Source organism: Bifidobacterium sp. UTCIF-38 (genome assembly GCF_006454495.1).
In the GTDB taxonomy this organism is placed as follows: domain Bacteria; phylum Actinomycetota; class Actinomycetes; order Actinomycetales; family Bifidobacteriaceae; genus Bifidobacterium; species Bifidobacterium callitrichos.
This window is the reverse complement of the sequence record NZ_JFAL01000006.1, coordinates 25,951-43,148: the sequence shown is the minus strand read 5'-3', so window position 1 is coordinate 43,148 and position 17,198 is coordinate 25,951. Positions and strand designations below refer to the sequence as shown.

Annotated in this window: 11 protein-coding genes, 1 tRNA gene and 1 pseudogene; 3 read left to right on the top strand and 10 right to left on the bottom strand. The window is 64.7% G+C overall.

What is annotated here, in order from left to right; translation table 11 throughout:
* Positions 1-137: 137 nt before the first annotated feature.
* Complete coding sequence (locus BW11_RS02500) at positions 138-1,634, top strand: PLP-dependent aminotransferase family protein (RefSeq protein ID WP_140444560.1); 1,497 nt, start codon at positions 138-140, stop codon at positions 1,632-1,634.
* A 353-nt stretch (positions 1,635-1,987) separates the two neighbouring features.
* Here BW11_RS02500 and BW11_RS02490 read toward each other — a convergent pair whose 3' ends face one another.
* Complete coding sequence (locus tag BW11_RS02490; RefSeq protein WP_043164648.1) at positions 1,988-2,854, bottom strand: aldo/keto reductase; 867 nt, start codon at positions 2,852-2,854, stop codon at positions 1,988-1,990.
* A gap of 249 nt (positions 2,855-3,103) precedes the next feature.
* Between BW11_RS02490 and BW11_RS02485 the strand changes: the two genes are divergently transcribed.
* Positions 3,104-4,237, top strand: a complete 1,134-nt coding sequence (locus tag BW11_RS02485; RefSeq protein WP_140444561.1) for an ATP-binding protein — start codon at positions 3,104-3,106, stop codon at positions 4,235-4,237.
* A 27-nt stretch (positions 4,238-4,264) separates the two neighbouring features.
* Here the strand turns inward: BW11_RS02485 and BW11_RS02480 are convergent, their stop codons facing one another.
* Together BW11_RS02480 and BW11_RS02475 are read right to left on the bottom strand one after the other, a co-directional pair.
* Positions 4,265-6,538, bottom strand: coding sequence for a DUF2207 domain-containing protein (locus tag BW11_RS02480; protein ID WP_140444562.1), 2,274 nt, complete (start codon positions 6,536-6,538; stop codon positions 4,265-4,267).
* Positions 6,539-6,611: 73 nt separating this feature from the next.
* Positions 6,612-6,773: pseudogene (locus BW11_RS02475) on the bottom strand (LemA family protein); the annotation flags it as partial.
* A gap of 220 nt (positions 6,774-6,993) precedes the next feature.
* Between BW11_RS02475 and BW11_RS02470 the strand changes: the two are divergent.
* Positions 6,994-8,214: a PLP-dependent aspartate aminotransferase family protein gene (locus BW11_RS02470; protein WP_107043940.1), complete on the top strand. Its 1,221-nt coding sequence runs from the start codon at positions 6,994-6,996 to the stop codon at positions 8,212-8,214.
* Positions 8,215-8,452: 238 nt separating this feature from the next.
* Here the strand turns inward: BW11_RS02470 and BW11_RS02465 are convergent, their stop codons facing one another.
* The 7 genes from BW11_RS02465 to BW11_RS02435 all read right to left on the bottom strand — a co-directional run bounded on the left by BW11_RS02465 (position 8,453) and on the right by BW11_RS02435 (position 16,756).
* On the bottom strand, positions 8,453-11,221 hold the full coding sequence (locus BW11_RS02465; RefSeq protein WP_140444564.1) for a polyribonucleotide nucleotidyltransferase: 2,769 nt from the start codon (positions 11,219-11,221) through the stop codon (positions 8,453-8,455).
* Between the two features lie 352 nt (positions 11,222-11,573).
* Positions 11,574-11,843, bottom strand: a complete 270-nt coding sequence (gene rpsO / locus BW11_RS02460) for a 30S ribosomal protein S15 (protein ID WP_043164734.1) — start codon at positions 11,841-11,843, stop codon at positions 11,574-11,576.
* 130 nt (positions 11,844-11,973) lie between these two features.
* On the bottom strand, positions 11,974-12,660 hold the full coding sequence (locus BW11_RS02455) for a hypothetical protein (protein ID WP_140444565.1): 687 nt from the start codon (positions 12,658-12,660) through the stop codon (positions 11,974-11,976).
* Between the two features lie 136 nt (positions 12,661-12,796).
* A tRNA-Gly gene (locus BW11_RS02450) sits at positions 12,797-12,870 on the bottom strand.
* A gap of 54 nt (positions 12,871-12,924) precedes the next feature.
* On the bottom strand, positions 12,925-13,878 hold the full coding sequence (locus BW11_RS02445; RefSeq protein WP_258184512.1) for a biotin--[acetyl-CoA-carboxylase] ligase: 954 nt from the start codon (positions 13,876-13,878) through the stop codon (positions 12,925-12,927).
* 90 nt (positions 13,879-13,968) lie between these two features.
* Positions 13,969-15,882, bottom strand: coding sequence for an alpha-amylase family protein (locus BW11_RS02440; RefSeq protein ID WP_140444566.1), 1,914 nt, complete (start codon positions 15,880-15,882; stop codon positions 13,969-13,971).
* A 232-nt stretch (positions 15,883-16,114) separates the two neighbouring features.
* Positions 16,115-16,756: a holo-ACP synthase gene (locus tag BW11_RS02435; RefSeq protein ID WP_140444567.1), complete on the bottom strand. Its 642-nt coding sequence runs from the start codon at positions 16,754-16,756 to the stop codon at positions 16,115-16,117.
* Positions 16,757-17,198 lie beyond the last annotated feature (442 nt).

The window sequence follows — 17,198 nt, the reverse complement described above, 5'->3', positions numbered from 1 at the left end:
CTTCAGCTGAACTCTTCCTTGCGGATGCCTCGAACGGAAATCCGCCATATTCCAATACCATTGCCATATCCTACGCAACGCATTACACTTGACAACCAGCCAAGAACACCACATGCGACCCAGCCAAAGGAGTATGGATGGCACGCAGCGCACCACTCGACATCGACTGGGCTCCGGATCGCACGTCCGGCAGGCCCGTCACCGAACAGATCGTCGACTTCATGTGTGAGCGCATTTCCTCGGGCGCCTGGCCGATCGGCTCGCGCCTGCCCAGTCAGCGCGCGATGGCGGAGCGTTTCGGCGTGAACCGGTCCACGGTCATCGCGGCCGTCGAGGAGCTCGCCGACTACGGCATCGTCGAGGGGCGGCGCGGCGGCGGCACGCGCATCGTGAGCAACACGTGGTCGCTGATGCTGCCGGGCGCGCCCGATTGGGCCGACTACGTCTCCTCCGGCTTTTTCAAGGCGAACAACACGACGATCCAGGCCATCAACCGTCTGGAATTCGACCATACGAAGACGCGCCTCGGCACCGGCGAACTCGACCCGCGGCTCTTCCCGCGTGACATGTGGCGGCGCGTGGCACGCGAGGCCGCCGACCGGATCGATTCGCTCGGCTACCCGCCGCCGGAGGGGTTGGACGTGCTGCGCGAGGCGATCGCCGCGCACATGCGCGAATGGGGCGTCGACTGCCGACCCGAGCGGATACTCGTCTCCTCGGGCGCGCTGCAGGGTCTGCAGATGATCTCGGTGAGCCTGCTGTCGGCAGGATCCACCGTGTACGCGGAGGCGCCGAGCTACATCAAGTCGCTGCAGGTGTTCCAGTCGGCCGGCATGCGGCTGACCGGCGTGCCGATGGACGGGCGGGGACTCGACGTGAACGCGCTGGGGAAGCTACTCGGAGATGACACGGCGACGGTCGCGCCGACGCTCAACCCGATCAGGGCCACCGACCACGGCGACGCGGTGCTGTACACGATTCCCACCAATCACAATCCCACGGGAATCACGATGCCCGAGGAGCGCAGACGCGCGCTTCTCGCCGCCTGCACGGAGCATCGTCTGCCGATCATCGAGGACTGCGCGTATCAGGACCTCGTCTTCGAGGGGCCGACGCCGCGCTCACTCGCCGCGTTGGACGACAACGGCATGGTGATCACGGTGGGCAGCGCGTCGAAGGCGCTGGCGCCGGGGCTGAGAATCGGCTGGGTGTGCGCCGACGAGCGCATCGTGCATCGTCTCGCCGACGTGAAGATGCAGATGGACTACGGCGCAAGCGCACTGAGCCAGTGGGTGTTCGCGCGATTCCTCGACTCCGGCCTGTACGCGGAGTATCTGGAGTCGCTGCGCACCGAACTGCGCCGGCGTCGCGACGCCGCGCTGGAGACGCTCGACCGCCTCTTCGCCGGCCGCGCCCACTGGAACGTGCCGCGCGGCGGTTTCTACATCTGGCTCACGTTCGACGAGCCGGTGCATATGGGACGCCTGTTCCAGCGGGCGATCGATCACGGCATACTGCTCAACCCCGGAGACATCTACGACTTCCGGAGCAACAACGCGCTGCGTCTGAGCTATGTCTACACCACCCCGGAGGAGTTCGCCGGGGCGGCGCAGGTGCTGGCGGGATTGGCGTAGTTATTCCGGACATCATTATCGTGCGAAAACCATGTCTTCATACCGTCATTTTCGTGATGCATAAGCACTTTCATATCTTCATTTTCGTGATACCATGCATGATAATCATTGAAATACGGCACGAAATCCCTTGACAAGTTCAAAAGCAAGTTCGGCTCTCGTGTCGGAGAACAGGTGATTCTGCATCCCAAGGAGCTCCGCACGGATGGGGACAGGATCTACCTACCGCTCTACATGGCGCATTGCCTATGATTTCGGCTGGGATTGGACGCCGGAAGTAGACGACCGGCTGACCGCATCACGCGAATGCCGATGGCGGTCAGCCGGTAAATGCAACGGCCGTGAAACGGAAATCAGCCGAGCTTGGCGAGCTCGTCCGGGGAGAGCTCGAGCTGGTCGGCCTTGAGGGAGTCGAGGATCGTCTCGGGGCGGTGGGCGCCGGGGATGACGAACATGTGATCGCCCTTGGCAAGCTCCCACGCGAGCACGACCTGCTGGTAGCTGACGCCGTGGGCGGCCGCGACCTCGCGGAACGGGTCGAACTTCGACTCGTCGTACGGGTGACGGTAGCCGCCGAGCGGGCTCCAGCACACGAACGCGAGACCGAGCTTGGCGCAGTAGTCAAGCGTGTCCTGCGTGTCGAGGTGGATCGGCGAGTACTGGTTCTGCACGGCGACGAGCTTGTCCCCCAGGATCGAACGGGCGATGTCGATCTGCTCGATCGAGGCGTTGGAGACGCCGGCCACGCGGGCAACGCCCTCGTCGACGAGCTGCTTGAGCGCCTCGATCGACTCGTTGTACGGCACCTCCGGATCGTGGCGGTGCAGGTAGAGCAGGTCGATCGTATCGACGCCGAGTGCGAGCGCGGACTGCTTGCCGTACTCGATGAGGTGCTCGGGCTTGCCGTCGCGCGGCCACAGCGGCTCGCCGTGCTCGCCCCAGACGCGGCGCAGGCCGATCTTCGTGGCGACGGTGACCTCGCTCTTCGGGCCCTTCCATGTGGCGAGCGCCTCACGCACCAGCTTCTCGCCGGTCTGCTCCTCCTCGCCCGGCGTGTAGTACGCCCACGCGGTGTCGATGTGGCGGCATCCGGCATCGAGCGAGGCGTGCAGCGTCTCGATGCCGACGTCATGTCCACGGTTGTTCTCGATGGTCAGCGGCATCTCGCCGTGGCCGATCGCGGTGGTGGAGAACGGTCCCAGATTACGATACAGCGCCATGGCTGCTCCCTTCATTCGTCGAAACGGTGACAGTGCCAAGCGTAGGCGTACCGCACGGTTTTCGCCACACGGACGTCCGATACGCATCCACTGACGCGTACCGGTGGAAGATGGTACGCAATAGTGTACATTCGTGTACTTTGGTACGCATTCGTGTAACTTGGTACGTATTCGCATATACTGAAGGAAGATGCAACGGCAATACGAAACCGCATCAGCAATGCTTCCAGGAAGGAATGAGACTCCGTCATGCCATCCATCAATCCGTTCAAACCGACTGCCGGCAAGATGCCGCCGATCCTCATCGGACGGCAGCCGATCATCGACGACTTCTCGGAGGCGCTTGACAACGGAGTCGGCGCTCCGGGACGCATCATGCTGATCACCGGGCAACGTGGCTTCGGCAAAACCGTCATGCTGACGGAATTCCGACGCATAGCCAAGGCACGACATTGGGAGGTCATCGCGGAAACCGCGTCCACAGGCCTCGTCGCACGACTTATAGCCACTCTCTCCCCCACCGGCATGCGACTGGATCAGGCCGACATCAGTCCGTCAATCGGAATCGCAGGCATCGCAACCGCGAGTCTCGGCCAGGCACGATTCTCCGCGGAATCCAATCCGCTCACCCTGCGCAATGCATTGAACAGACGCCTGAACTCCAGGAAGATCGGCAGAGGCATCCTCATCACCATCGACGAGACGCAGGCCGCCGCACACGAGGATCTGGTCGCGATCGCCACCGCCGTACAGCATGTCATCACCGATGCCGATGAAAGCGACGTCCCCGACGCCGACAAGAAGGGCGTCGCCATCGTATTCGCGGGATTGCCATACATGCTCAACGATCTGCTGGACAACGAAGTGACCACCTTCCTGCGCCGCGCACTCCGACGGGAACTGGAGAACGTGCCGTTGCCGGACGTCAGGAACGCCTTTCTGGAGACCGTTTTGGATTCGGGCAAGACTGTCAGCGAGCCCGACGCACGCGAAGCGGCGAGGCTTTCCGACGGATATCCGTATATGGTGCAGCTTGTCGGCTACTACATGTGGCAGTCCGCGCAGCGACGTCACTCCGACGTCATCACCGCTTCGGACATCGCGACCGGCGCGGCGGATGCCTTGCTCGCCTTCGACGACGCCGTCTGCGCTCCCGCCATGGACGGAACCACCAGTGCGGAGCGACTGTTCCTCAAGGCCATGGCGAAGGATGTCCCCGACCCCACGCAGGTCGGGGACATCGCGGAACGCACCAAACGCAGCCGCAGCTGGGTGAGCAAGTACCGCGCGGCACTCATCAAGGACCGACTCATCCGGTCTGCCGGACACGGGCAGCTTGAATTCGCCGTGCCGCATCTCGGGCAGTATCTCCAATCGCTGTAGCAGTCGACCAGTTGGTCGGCTGACCGGTCAGCGGCCGCCGGAGGTACCGCCGCCGGAACCACCGCCGCCTCCGTCGAAGCCGCCGCCGAAGCTCGAGGAACCGGACGACGACGAGGGGGCCGCGGCGCTGATCGTCGAGGAGATGTCGGCGAAACCGGCGCTGATCTGCGTGCCGAGATCGGATAGACCGGACGCGAACGAGTCGCCGCCAAACGCGAAATCACCCGTCGACCCGCCGCCCGATCGGTCCGAACCGGAATAACCGGCGTTCCAGAGGTACGGACGGTACGTCCAGTACCACAGCGAATCGGAGGCGTGCCCGTCGAGCCATTCGGAATCCCTGACCTGCGGATACGCCTTGGCAAGCTGCGCGATGGCCTCGCGCGAGATGCCGAACGCGGCCGCATACACCATGTACCAGTCCCACAGCGCCAGATCAGGCACGCCACGGTCGGTGAAGTCGGAGAAATCGACCATGTAGCGTCTCAGCCCCAGGCATCGGCCGCCGTACTCCTGACCGGCCGTTGTGGGGACATCCTCCACCCCGGCCAGAGCGCAGAACAGGCCGATCGCGAACGGCGGCAATCCGAAGCACAGGGCGGCCACGGCATTGCCGGCGACGGCGAGGTTGAAGATGAAGCACACCACCCCGAGCATCGTCTCGAGGACGGCAGGCAGAACGTAATACCCTGAGATCGATCTGGTCGCGCCGAGCAGGGCGAACTCGCTGCGCACGGTGGTGCGGAACCGTTCGAGCGACTGGTAGCCCGTCTTCCAGTCCTCGCATGCGTGCTTCATCTGCACGAAATCGAACACCGGTCCGCCGACCCGCCGCGAGATGTCGACGAGCAGATCGAGGCAGGCGGATTCCGACCGGCTCAGTTCCAGCGTCTTACGTCGCGGATCGTAGGGGACGGCGAGCGCCGCCGGCAGGATCACGACCGTGGTGGTCGATTGCGCGGCCCTGACTCGCCTCGTTTGCCGTCCGATCCGCTGCGCGATGGCGGCGGGGTCGGCGTGAGCCATGTCGAGGTCGCGGTACAGGTCGGACGGGCCGGGGTAGAGCGCGATCGCCTTCTTCACGGCGAGGGACATGACGGTGGCGGAGAGCGACCGGTCGTCCAGTTTGCCGGAGTGGTGGATGTTCGAGCCCGCGGCATCGAACACGTCGACGAGCCGTGCGGCGGAGTCGGGGCTGATGCCCGGTTTGTCACGCCAGTATTCGATGTCTCCCTTGTAGCGGGCGGCGCGGAGCGTGTAGAGCGCGCCAAGCACGCCCCATATGCCGAGCGCGATGGCGAGCACGACGCTGGCCGCCCATATCATGACCGTGACACGTGCGCTCTCGCGCTTGCGATCGGCGGCATAGCGCGCCTTCACATCCTCCTCGTCGTTGAGCGATTGCAGACGACCGCCGGCCGCCGTGCGCGCCACGTCGCCGGCGCGGGCGGAGTCGAAGGCGCCGATCACGTTGATGTACCCGCCGGCCTTGAGATCGTATATGGTGAATCGCATCGTGCCGTCCGACTCACGCGTGACCTCGTTCGTGTTGGCGGTATGCAGCCAGGTGTGCGAGACGGTGGGGTCGGAGGCATCCGGCGCACCGGACGAGCCCGCGCCCTCGGGGAATCGTACGACGCCGGTGACCTTGCCGGCCGGCACCTCGTTCTCCTTGGCGATCGGCTCCCACTGGAAGGTGGTCACGTCGTCGTATTTCGTGGCGACGCCGCGCATCGTGAACGATACGTCGATCTTGAGGCTCTTCGCATTGTCCGTGGCGGGGATGTTCCAGCCGATCTCGATGATCCGCTTCCCGGGCTGCGTGTTCGGCGCGAGGTTCGAACCGGGTTCGTACGGCTGCGGATTGGAGTCGCCGCCGGTGACGTCGACAATGTACCAGCGGTTCGCGTAGTCGCTGTCCCAACTGGTGTCGCCGACCTGGTTCGGGTTGCGGAACTCGGTCTGCGTGAACGCCTGCCCGGTGTCAGCGTTGCGCACCCGGATGTCGGTGATGTCGATGAGGTTCGACGGGTCGAGCGTGTACCGCCAGTACAGCTGCTTCCACGGCTTGGTATTGCCGTCCTCGTCATCACGGGATTGCAGCTTGTAGTCGAGACGCTGCGTGACCTTGAGGTCGCCGTCCTTCGTCGCCGTCGCCTCATAGTCGATGGAACGGTAGCTCAGGCTGGCGGAATCGTCATCGGCCACCGTGACGATGAAGGCGGCGCCGCCGACGATGAGTGCGACGATAAGCGTGATGAGCACCGACTGGAGAGCGGCGCGGACGATGCGGTTTCTCATGGCTTATGTCCTTCGCTTCATTGCGTACAGGGTGCGCCCGACTGAACCGTCTTCAGAACCGGACCTGAGGCACGGCGCGCTGCTTCAACTGCACGTCGATCTGCGCCCATCCGTTCCCCACGCGATTGCGCAGCGCAACCAGTCCGTTGTAGGCACCGATCGCCCACACGACCAACCCGACGACGATCAGCAGCAGCACAACCACCACTATCAACAACACCGTTCCCGTACCCATGACCATTCCCCTTCTTCGGAGCGTCCCCCTATTGGTCGCCCTTCCATTGTCTCACACAATCGGCGGGATCAGCGAATCACCTCACGATCAAGGGGAGTGGGGAGCCCGGCCATCCCGTATTCGTTTCTAACTATGAACGGCTATCAAACGCCGGAATCGCAACGTTTTCGGGCTACCGAGACAAGGTGCGCAACGAGAGCACGGCTGGCAGACTTGAGACATGACTTCAGATCTTGTGCATCATGGCGAATCCTTCGACGGCACGCCGCTCGGCTTCGCGACCAAATCCATCCACCTCGGCAACGGGGTCGACGCCGAAACCGGCGCGATCCGCCGCCCGATCACCCTGGCGAATGCCTACGCGCTGCCCTACGACCCGTCCGACATCAACTGGTCGAGCTCCGACGTGAACCTGTACACGCGCAACGGCCACCCGAACCAGCGCTATCTCGAGGCGAAGCTCGCCAATCTCGAGGGCGCCGAGGACGCGGTCGTGCTCGCCTCCGGCGTCGCGGCGCTTGCGGCGACCTTCACCACGGTGCTGAACCGCGGCGACCACGCGATCTTCTCCGACACGACGTACATCGCCGCCTACCGTCTGCTCAACCAGATCCTGCCCGAGAAGTACGGCATCGAGACGTCGATCGTCGACACGTCGGATCCGAGGAACATCGCCGACGCGATCCGTCCGAACACGAAGCTCGTCCACATCGAGACGCCCGCGAACCCGACGCTCAAAGTCACGGACATCGAGGCGGCGGCGAAGCTCGCGCACGATGCGGGGGCACTGCTGTCGGTCGACAACACGTTCAACTCCCCGTTCAACGTGCGACCGATCGACCTCGGCGCGGACATCGTCATCGAAAGCCTCACCAAGTACATCAACGGCCACGGCGACGCCTTGGGCGGCGCGATCGCCACACGCAAGGAGCTTACCGACCAGATCCGCTTCACGTATCAGGTGAACTACGGCGGCATCATCTCGCCGTTCAACGCGTGGCTCATCAACCGCGGTTCGGTGACGCTCCCCTTACGCATGCGGCAGCACAACGCCTCCGCACTGGCCATCGCGAAGCACCTCGAATCGCTGCCGCAGGTGCGGTTCGTCGCCTATCCGGGACTCGAATCGCATCCGCACCATGATGTTGCGGCCCGTCAGCTCGCCCGCCCGGATTCAGGCTTCGGCGGCGTGCTCGCCTTCGGCCTCGACACCGATCACGACGGCCACAACCGCTTCGTCTCCAAGCTCAACGTGATCACCTCGGCCGTCTCGCTCGGCCATGACGAGAGCCTGATCGTGTTCCTCGGCGAGGATGACGAACGCCAGTACCTCTACCCGCCGGAGTTCCACCGCGGATTCTTCCGTCTCGCCGTCGGTCTCGAGGACACCGACGACCTGATCCGCGACATCGACCACGCGCTGGCCGAAGCGGAGTTGTAAGGGGGCAAGTCCGGATCATATCGGTTGTGCATGTCTGCTAGCGGCAACCGGACGCAGAAGGGGTCTGTCACCGGAAATCAACCGGTGACAGACCCCTTTCATCACTCAGCGGCTATGCCGCGAGGGATCCGTAAGAGGACGATCAGTCCTCGAATGCCGAACCGCCAAGCGGAAAGCCCAGCGGGCTTTCCGTAGGTGAAGCGAGCGGCTATGCCGCGAGGGATCCGTGAGAGGACGATCAGTCCTCGAACGGATCAAAGTCGCGACGCACGCGGCGGCGCGGACGCTCGGTGCGCTCGATGCGGTCGGCGTGGTACTCGTCGTAGTTCTCGTCGGTGGCGTAGCGCGGGTTGCGATCGTAGCCGCCACGGCCACCACGCGAGGAACGACGGTCGTCGTCACGGTCGGAGGAGCGACGGCGACGCGGACGGTCGTCATCGCGGGAGACACGGGAGGCGCGACGGTCATCGCGATCGTAGCCGTGGTCGTCATCGCGGTCGGCGGGACGGCGGCGACGCGGACGATCATCGTAATCGTCATCGCGGTCGTCACGATCATAGCCGCGGGAGGCGCGACGATCGTCGTCACGGGAGTCGAGATCGTCACGATCGGCGGCACGGCGGCGACGCGGACGATCATCGTAATCGCGATCGTCATCATCGGCCGGACGGCGGCGACGCGGACGGTCATCGAAGTCACGGTCGTCACCACGACGGCCACGGCCGGCGGAACGGCGATCGTCACGGCCACCGCGGCGATCATCGCGATCGCCACCGCGAGAGCCACGGTCGGCGCCGGATTCCTGATCCTCGAAGCCCGGGATCGCAAGGCTGATCTTGCCGCGATCGTCGACGCCCTGAACGACGACCTCGACGGTGTCACCCTCCTTCAACACATCCTCGACCTGATCGATGCGCTCGCCGTTGGCGAGGTTGCGGATCTGGGAGATGTGCAGCAGGCCGTCGGTGCCCGGCGTGAGGTTCACGAACGCGCCGAAGCTCGTGGTCTTGACGACCTTGCCGTTGTACACCTCGCCGGCCTCCGGCACGTGCGGGTTGGCGATGGAGTCGATGATCTGCTTCGCCTTCTCGGCGGCCTCGCCGCCCTCGGAGGAGATGAAGACGGTGCCGTCGTCCTCGATCGCGATCTCGGCGCCGGTGTCTTCCTGGATCTGGTTGATCATCTTGCCCTTCGGGCCGATGACCTCGCCGATCTTCTCGACCGGGATCGTGGTGGTGATGATGCGCGGAGCGAACTCGCTCATCTCGGCCGGGCCATCGATGCACTCGTTGATGACCTCGAGGATCGTCGTACGGGCGTCCTTGGCCTGCTGCAGGGCGGCGGCCAGGATATCGGCGGGGATGCCGTCGAGCTTGGTATCGAGCTGCAGGGCGGTGATGAACTCGGAGGTGCCGGCGACCTTGAAGTCCATGTCGCCGAACGCGTCCTCGGCACCCAGGATGTCGGTGAGGGTCTTGTAGACGTGCTTGCCGTCCACGTCACCGGAGACCAGACCCATCGCGATGCCCGCGACCGGGGCCTTCAGCGGCACGCCGGCGGCCAGCAGGGACAGGGTGGAGGCGCACACGGAGCCCATCGACGTGGAACCGTTGGAGCCGATGGCCTCGGAGACCTGACGGATGGCGTAGGGGAACTCCTCGCGATCCGGCAGCACCGGAACGAGAGCCTTCTCGGCGAGGGCGCCGTGGCCGATCTCGCGGCGCTTCGGAGAGCCGACGCGGCCGGTCTCGCCGGTGGAGTACGGCGGCATCTCGTAGTTGTGCATGTAGCGCTTCGACTGCGGGCCGGACAGGGAGTCGAGCTGCTGCTCCATCTTGAGCATGTTCAGCGTGGTGATGCCCAGGATCTGGGTCTCGCCGCGCTGGAAGAGGGCGGAACCGTGGACGCGCGGCACGATGTCCACCTCGGCGGACAGGGTGCGGATGTCCTTCAGGCCACGGCCGTCGATGCGGTAGTCCTCGGTGAGGATGCGACGACGCACGATCTGGCGCTGCAGCTCCTTGAACGCGTTGGACAGCTCCTTGTCCTTCTCGTCGTCCGCCATGTCGGTGAACTCGTTGGCGAGGATGGCGCGCACGTGCTCCTTGATCTCGTGGATGCGATCCTGACGCGGCAGCTTCTCCGCGATGGTCAGGGCCTCATCGAGATCCTTGTGGGCGATCTCGTCGATGCGGGCGTACAGCTCGTCGGTGTACTCCGGGAAGAGCGGGAACTCCTTGGTCTCCTTGGAGGCCTTCTCCTTGAGCTCGTTCTGCGCCACGCAGATGGTCTTGATGAACGGCTTGGCGGCCTCGAGGCCCTCGGCCACGACGGCCTCGTCCGGCTTGATCTGGCCCTCGTCGTAGATCAGGTGCCAGGCGTTCTTGCCGGCCCCCGCCTCGATCATGGCGATGGCGACGTCACCGTTGTCGATCACGCGGCCGGCGACCACGATCTCGAAGACGGCGCGCTCGCGCTCGCTCCACTTCGGGAAGGCGACCCACTGGCCGTCGATCAGAGCCAGACGCACGCCGGAGACCGGGCCGGAGAACGGCAGACCGGAGATCATGGTGGAGGCGGAGGCGGCGTTCAGGGCGAGCACATCGTACGCGTCGTCCGGGTTGACGGCGAGCACGGTCTCGACGACCTGCACCTCGTTGCGCAGCGTGTGCGGGAACAGCGGGCGCAGCGGACGGTCGATGATGCGGCAGGCCAGGATCGCGTCGTTGGACGGACGGCCTTCGCGGCGGAAGAACGAGCCCGGGATCTTGCCCGCGGCGTACATCTTCTCCTCGACGTCGACGGTCAGCGGGAAGAAGTCGTAGTTCTCCTTCGGGCTGGAGCCGGCGGTGGTGGTGCTCAGCACCATCGTGTCGTCGTCCAGATAGGCGGCGACGGCGCCGTCGGCCTGCTGGGCGAGGCGGCCGGTCTCGAAGCGCAGCGTGCGCTTACCGAATGAACCATTGTCGATCACGGCCTCGGTGGCCTTGATTTCGGGACCCTCCATAGGGTTCCTCCTTTTTCTGTTATCGTGTGTTCTTTTTCCTACGGACATGTGCCCATCTTCAGCTGGGCGGGCTCTTACATTCGCATGTGTTGCGGGCGTGTGCTTCGGCCTTGCGACCCCGCGGCCTTCTGTCATTGTCGTTTCCGGCCGCCTCTGGTTTCCTCCGTGACGTGCCTCGACCGCGTTTCCCTCGTGTCAACCCCGAGAGGTGAGTCCTCTTGTCGACCCCGACCGGTCCGGACCTTCCGGCCTGCGGAGCCTATCCTCCTGGCTCGTTCCTACTTCGTTCGTGTTGCCATTGTCAGGCGTATGTAAAACGCCCGAGTGCCATTGGCGCCCGGGCGGAAGTCTTCTATCGACGCAGACCAAGCTTCTCGATCAGCGCACGGTAGCGGTTGATGTCGTTACGCTTGAGGTAGTCAAGCAGGGAACGACGAGAACCGATCATCATCTGCATACCACGACGGGAGTGATGATCGTGCTTGTGCTCCTTCAGGTGCTCGGTCAGATCGGCGATGCGCTTGGACAGCAGAGCGACCTGGACCTCCGGGGAGCCGGTGTCGCCTTCGTGCGTCGCGAACTCGTTGATAATCTGGGACTTCTGTTCAGCCGTCAGTGCCACGGCGTCCTCCTTCAAGGTTGTTTGTTGCGCGGTGCCTCAGGCACGCTGCCTGAAGCGCTCTCTATCCGCGGGCGATTTACGCCAACTGGCAAGTATAGGGCACAGTGCGGACCAGCACAATGCGTACCGATCACACCGTGGTGAGCAGGCCGCCGAACATGACGACCAGAAGGGCGACGATCTCGATGATGAAGAAGAGGATGAACGAGGCCCAGCTGCGGGTCAGGACATTCAGGGGCGAATCCTTTTTGATGATGACGAGCAGGCCCACCCAGACCACGGCGAACACGGCCACGCCGAAGCCGGCGGCGATGATGCCGAGGTTCGTGGCGTTCGCAACGGCGGCGGAATCACCGTAGATGACGTACGTCGAATACCAGAAGTCGAATTTGAGCAGGCAGATGCCGGCCACGAACTGTTCGGCGGCAAGACCTATCGCGAACACGATGCGCCACAGCCACCGGCCCGAATCGACGACGGCGAGGCCCAGACTGGCGACGGCGACGAGGGTCACGGTCCACGAGACGAACGCGGCGCCCTGCGGCGTGAACATGCTCAGGCGCTCGGTCAGCCACGCGGTGCTGCCGACGGCGAGCGCGCGGCCCAGCCAGTACGGTCCGATGATCGCGGCGAGCACGGCGGTGAAGTACACGGCCCATTGCGCGGGGTGCGAGCGACGGCGTTCGATGTCGGCGAGGGAGAGCTCCGTCACTGGGATGGTGGCTTCGGGGTGCTTGGACACCTCGACCGTCTCGACCCTGCCGTTGACGATCTCGACGGCCTCGTTGTCCTCGCTGTCCTCGCTGGCGTGTGTCATAGCCCTCCCATCGACACGTCCGTTCCTGCATTGTCGGTTACATGGTACTCGGATGCGCGCACGGCGTCTCTCCCGCCCGGGCGGCCCCGGATACGCGAACAGGCCCCGGGATCGCGTGATTCCAAGGCCTGTCAGGTGGAGCGGATGACGGGAATCGAACCCGCGTAATCAGTTTGGAAGACTGAGGCTCTACCATTGAGCTACATCCGCGTGCCGCACCGTTCGCGCCGGGATGCACCCGGACGAACGAAACAACTCGAGCAATTATACACGAGGTGTGGGCAATACGCCGACGTCGGCGGTGCGCACCGTGTGTTCCGCGCCGTCGGCGGTACGCAGGATCAGCGAGGCGTCGGGGTTCAGGTCCTCGGCCACGCCCTCCAGCTCCGTGCCGTCGACGAAGTGCGCGACGGCGTGTCGTCCGAGCGTGTAGCTGCGTTCGCGCGTCTCGCGCAGCAGCACGGCCGCGCGTCGCCCCGGATCGGATACGAACGTGGCGAGGCGACGGCGCAGGGAGCGCACGACGCCGGCGGCGATCGCGTCGCGCAGACCGTCGGGCAAGGGCAGCGGCGCGTAATGCAGCTGCAGCGAGGTCGATTCGTCCGTCGGCAGTCGATCGGCCGGCACGTCGAGGTTCAGTCCGATGCCGAAGACGATGGCGACGGACGACGCGTCCGCGTCATCGCCCTGTTGCGGCAGCGGGACCATTTCGGCGAGTATGCCGCCGAGCTTGCGACCGGCGAGATATACGTCGTTCGGCCATTTGAGCCGCGGGGCGGCGGCCACGCCGGCCGTATCGGCCGCCAATGGGCGGGCACCGCTGACGGCGAGCGCGTCATCGATGGCGTCGAGCGCGGACAGCCCCGCGATCATCTGCAGCCAGCCGTTGACGGATTCGTCGACGACGACCGCGCGCGGCACGGCGACGACGAAGGTCACGGTGAACGACTCGCCCGGCCGGCTCGTCCACGTGTGGTCGAGGCGACCGCGGCCGGCGGACTGCGTGTCGGCCGCGACGACCGCGATCTTCATGGGATTGGCGGGATTGGACAGCCCGACCAGGTCGATTCGACCGTCCGCCACCATCTGACGGGCGAGCGTGTTGGTCGAACCGACCTCGTCGAGAAGCGTCACCTGATCGGCGGCGCGGCAGGTCGCCGGCATTCTCACGGACGCGGCCGACGTGCCATCCGTGGACATCGCATTGTTGAGCACCATGCCCTCCACGATAGGACGCGATCGGCGAAGTCCTCGCTGCCGTCTCGTTCCGGCGGCATCAGGATGTCTGGCGCGCGCGTCGGCCGGACGTCACTCGTGGGTGACGATCACCTTGTACTCGTACGGGGTGAGGGCGACCGGCTCGGCGGGCAGCGTCGCGTCGGCGGTGCTGTCCATCGTGGCGGTGGCGTCGCGGTCGGCGAAGTTGAACAGGCCGACGATCGTGCGCTCGCCCTGCTTGCGAACCACGGCGAGGACGCCGTCGTCGCGCGTGTCCCAGGTGGTGACCCACGCGTCGGGCGCGAAGCAGGGGTCGGAGCGCATCTCACGCAGCCCCTCCATGCCCTCCCACAGGCGGCTCTGCAGCGTGCCCTCGGTGTGGCGCTCGTCTGCCTTGTTCCAGTCGAACGGGCTGCGGTGCAGGTTGCGGCTGTCCTCGACGCGATCCGGATCCTCCTTGTACTCCCAGCCGTTGAGCTGGCCGATCTCGTCGCCGCAGTTGAGCATCGGGAAGCCGCGCAGGAACGCCATCGCGCGATGCATGAGCAGGTCGCGTCCGATGGCCTTCTCGTAGGCCGGCTTGTCGTGGGTGATGATCGCCTTCTCGACGCCGCACAGGGAGGCGGTGGTGCCGCAGCTGCGCGCGTCCCTGGACGCCTCGTCGTAGTTGTACAGTTCGCCCATCGCCCAGCTGCCGGGCTCCGCGCCCTCGTAGAAGTGGTAGAGGAACTCCTTGTGCTTGAGCGGGTCGATGGCGAGGCGCACCTCCTCGTCCTCGTCGAGGCCCCAGCCGATGTCGTCGTGGCAGCGCAGGTAGTTGACGAACCAGCAGTTCTCGGGCAGGGCGTCGAGCTTGTCGATCTGGGCCTTGAGCAGTCGGGTGTCGCCGTTGGCGAGCGCGCTCCACAGGTTCACCATGATCGAGACGTTGTACAGCATGTGGCATTCGGGTCGCTCGGGCGTGCCGAAGTAGGCGGCGAGCTCCTTGGGGGCCATGACGACCTCGCCCTTGAGGACGACGGCCGGGCAGACGATCTCAAGCATCATGCGCATCATGCGCACGATCGTGTGGACCTGCGGCAGGTTGCGGCAGTTGGTGCCGATCTGCTTCCAGATGTAGGGCACCGCGTCGAGTCGGAACACCTCGACGCCGAGGTTCGCCAGGTGCAGGACGGAGCTCATCATCGCGACGAACACCTTGGGATTGCGGTAGTTGAGGTCCCACTGGAACGGGTAGAACTGGGTCATCACCCACTTGCCCATCTTCTCGTTGTACGTGAAGTTGCCGGGTGCGGTGTTCGGGAAGACCTGCGGCACCTGCGCGTCGTACTGGTCGGGGACGGTGCGGTCGTCGTAGCAGAAGTAGTAGTCCTGATACTTCGGATCGCCCGCCTCGGCGGCCTTGGCCCAGCGATGGGAGGAGGCGGTGTGGTTCATCACGAAGTCGAGGCACAGGCTGATGCCGGCCTCGCGCAGCTTCCTGGTGAGCGCGGCGAGGTCCTCGTTGGTGCCGATGCGCGGGTCGACGGCGTCGAAGTCCTCGATGGCATAGCCGCCGTCGTTGTCCGGGTGGGGCATCTGGAGCAGGGGCATGAGGTGCAGGTAGGTGAGCTTCTGCTCCTTCAGGTAGTCGATTTTGCCCGCGAGCTTCTTCAGGTCGCCGGCGAACAGGTCGGTGTACATGGTCATGCCGAACATGTCGCCGCGCTTGTACCACTGCGGGTCCTGCTCGCGGGTGATGTCGAGGGCCTTCAGGTCGGCGGGTCGAGCGGCGTAGGCGTCGGCCATCGCGCGTTCGAACTCGTTGAGTTCGGCGGACTCGCCGTAGAGCATGCGGAAGAGCGATTCGAGCTCATCGCGGTGGCGGTCGAATCGGGCGGAGAAGATTCCGTCGTCGGACGCCGTGGCGGAAGCGGCGACGGCCGGCTCGACGGCCTCGGCCGGCTCGACAGGCTGCGACGGCTTGACGGACTTGGACTTCGCGGCGTGGGACTTGGCGGACATCATCGCTCCTTGACTGGTCGTGCTGGACTGCACTCAACTTCACTTCATTGTTCTGTCGTTCGATGCCGTTGTGCTGCATCGGCGTTGACCTCATGGTATACGCGCGCGCACGTAATATCAAACCGGTTCGATATCGGCGTGTCGAAACGGTTCGACACCGACCGTCATCGATGCTCCGTCGATACGGCACGGCAACCGTCCCACGCATGGGCAGACTCGGCTACGTTGACGATCAGTCGCCGTCGATGACCACCACGGCGGAGGCGACAGGGCCGTCGTGGCTCAAGGAGACGTGGATGCGCGCCGGCAGGTTGCCGGCGGCGCCCGATGCGGCGCCACGAGGCGATGCGCCGGAAGCGCCGCGCATCACGGCGTACGGCCCCATGGAGGGATCAACCGGTCGGGAGCCGCGCATCACGGCGTACGGGCTCGTCTCCGCTCCGCCGGCCCCCAAACCCGAAGTCGAGCCGATGCCCGACCGGCCGACGCCTTCGACGCCCGAGGCACCCGCACCACCGAGCACACCTCCGATCGAGTCACGGAACGCCTCGGCGAGCCGACCGGTCAGCGTTACGTGGGGTACGCCGCGCGAATCGTCGAGAATCTCGACGCCTGACCACGGGAAATCATCCAGCGTGAACGGGTAGTCGCCCTCCCCCAACGCCTCGCACCACGCCTTGAGGAACGCCTCCTTGCCGGCCCACTTGGCGGCGAGGTGCACGGCCTCGCCGTCGTTCTTCAGACGTGCGCGGGCCGAGGCCTGCCGCACCTCGCGCACCGAGAACAGGTTACGCATACGCGAGCCCGGCTCGGCCAGCTGCTCGCCGAACGCCGCGACGTCCACCACATCATGGCCCAGTCCATATACGCTCATTGCGGTTCCCTTTCACCTTGCGTCAACGGCACGCATGTCAACAGCACGCATGTCAACAGCATGCATGCGCCACTGCCATGTGCGTCATCGACATGCCCGACAAACATCAACTTCATGCGTCACAACAATATCCCCACAGACGCTATCTGCGTTACAAGGGGTACATTTCGTCGATTGCGGACATCTATCTCGCTTACGAGGGGTATCCACGCGAAGTATCAAAGCCCATATGTGGCTTGATTCCGTTGGAGTCAAGCCATTTTGATGCCTCTATACCCGCGGCAGGTACCCCTCATAAGCGAGATAGATGTCCGCAAAACCGCAGAAGTACCCCTTATAACGAAGAAAGGCTGGGGCAACGGGCACATAGCCCGTTACCCCAGCCTTGCCACGCCGGTTTTTCACACCGGCGCACCGGCCTTCACTCGCCCATCTCACATGA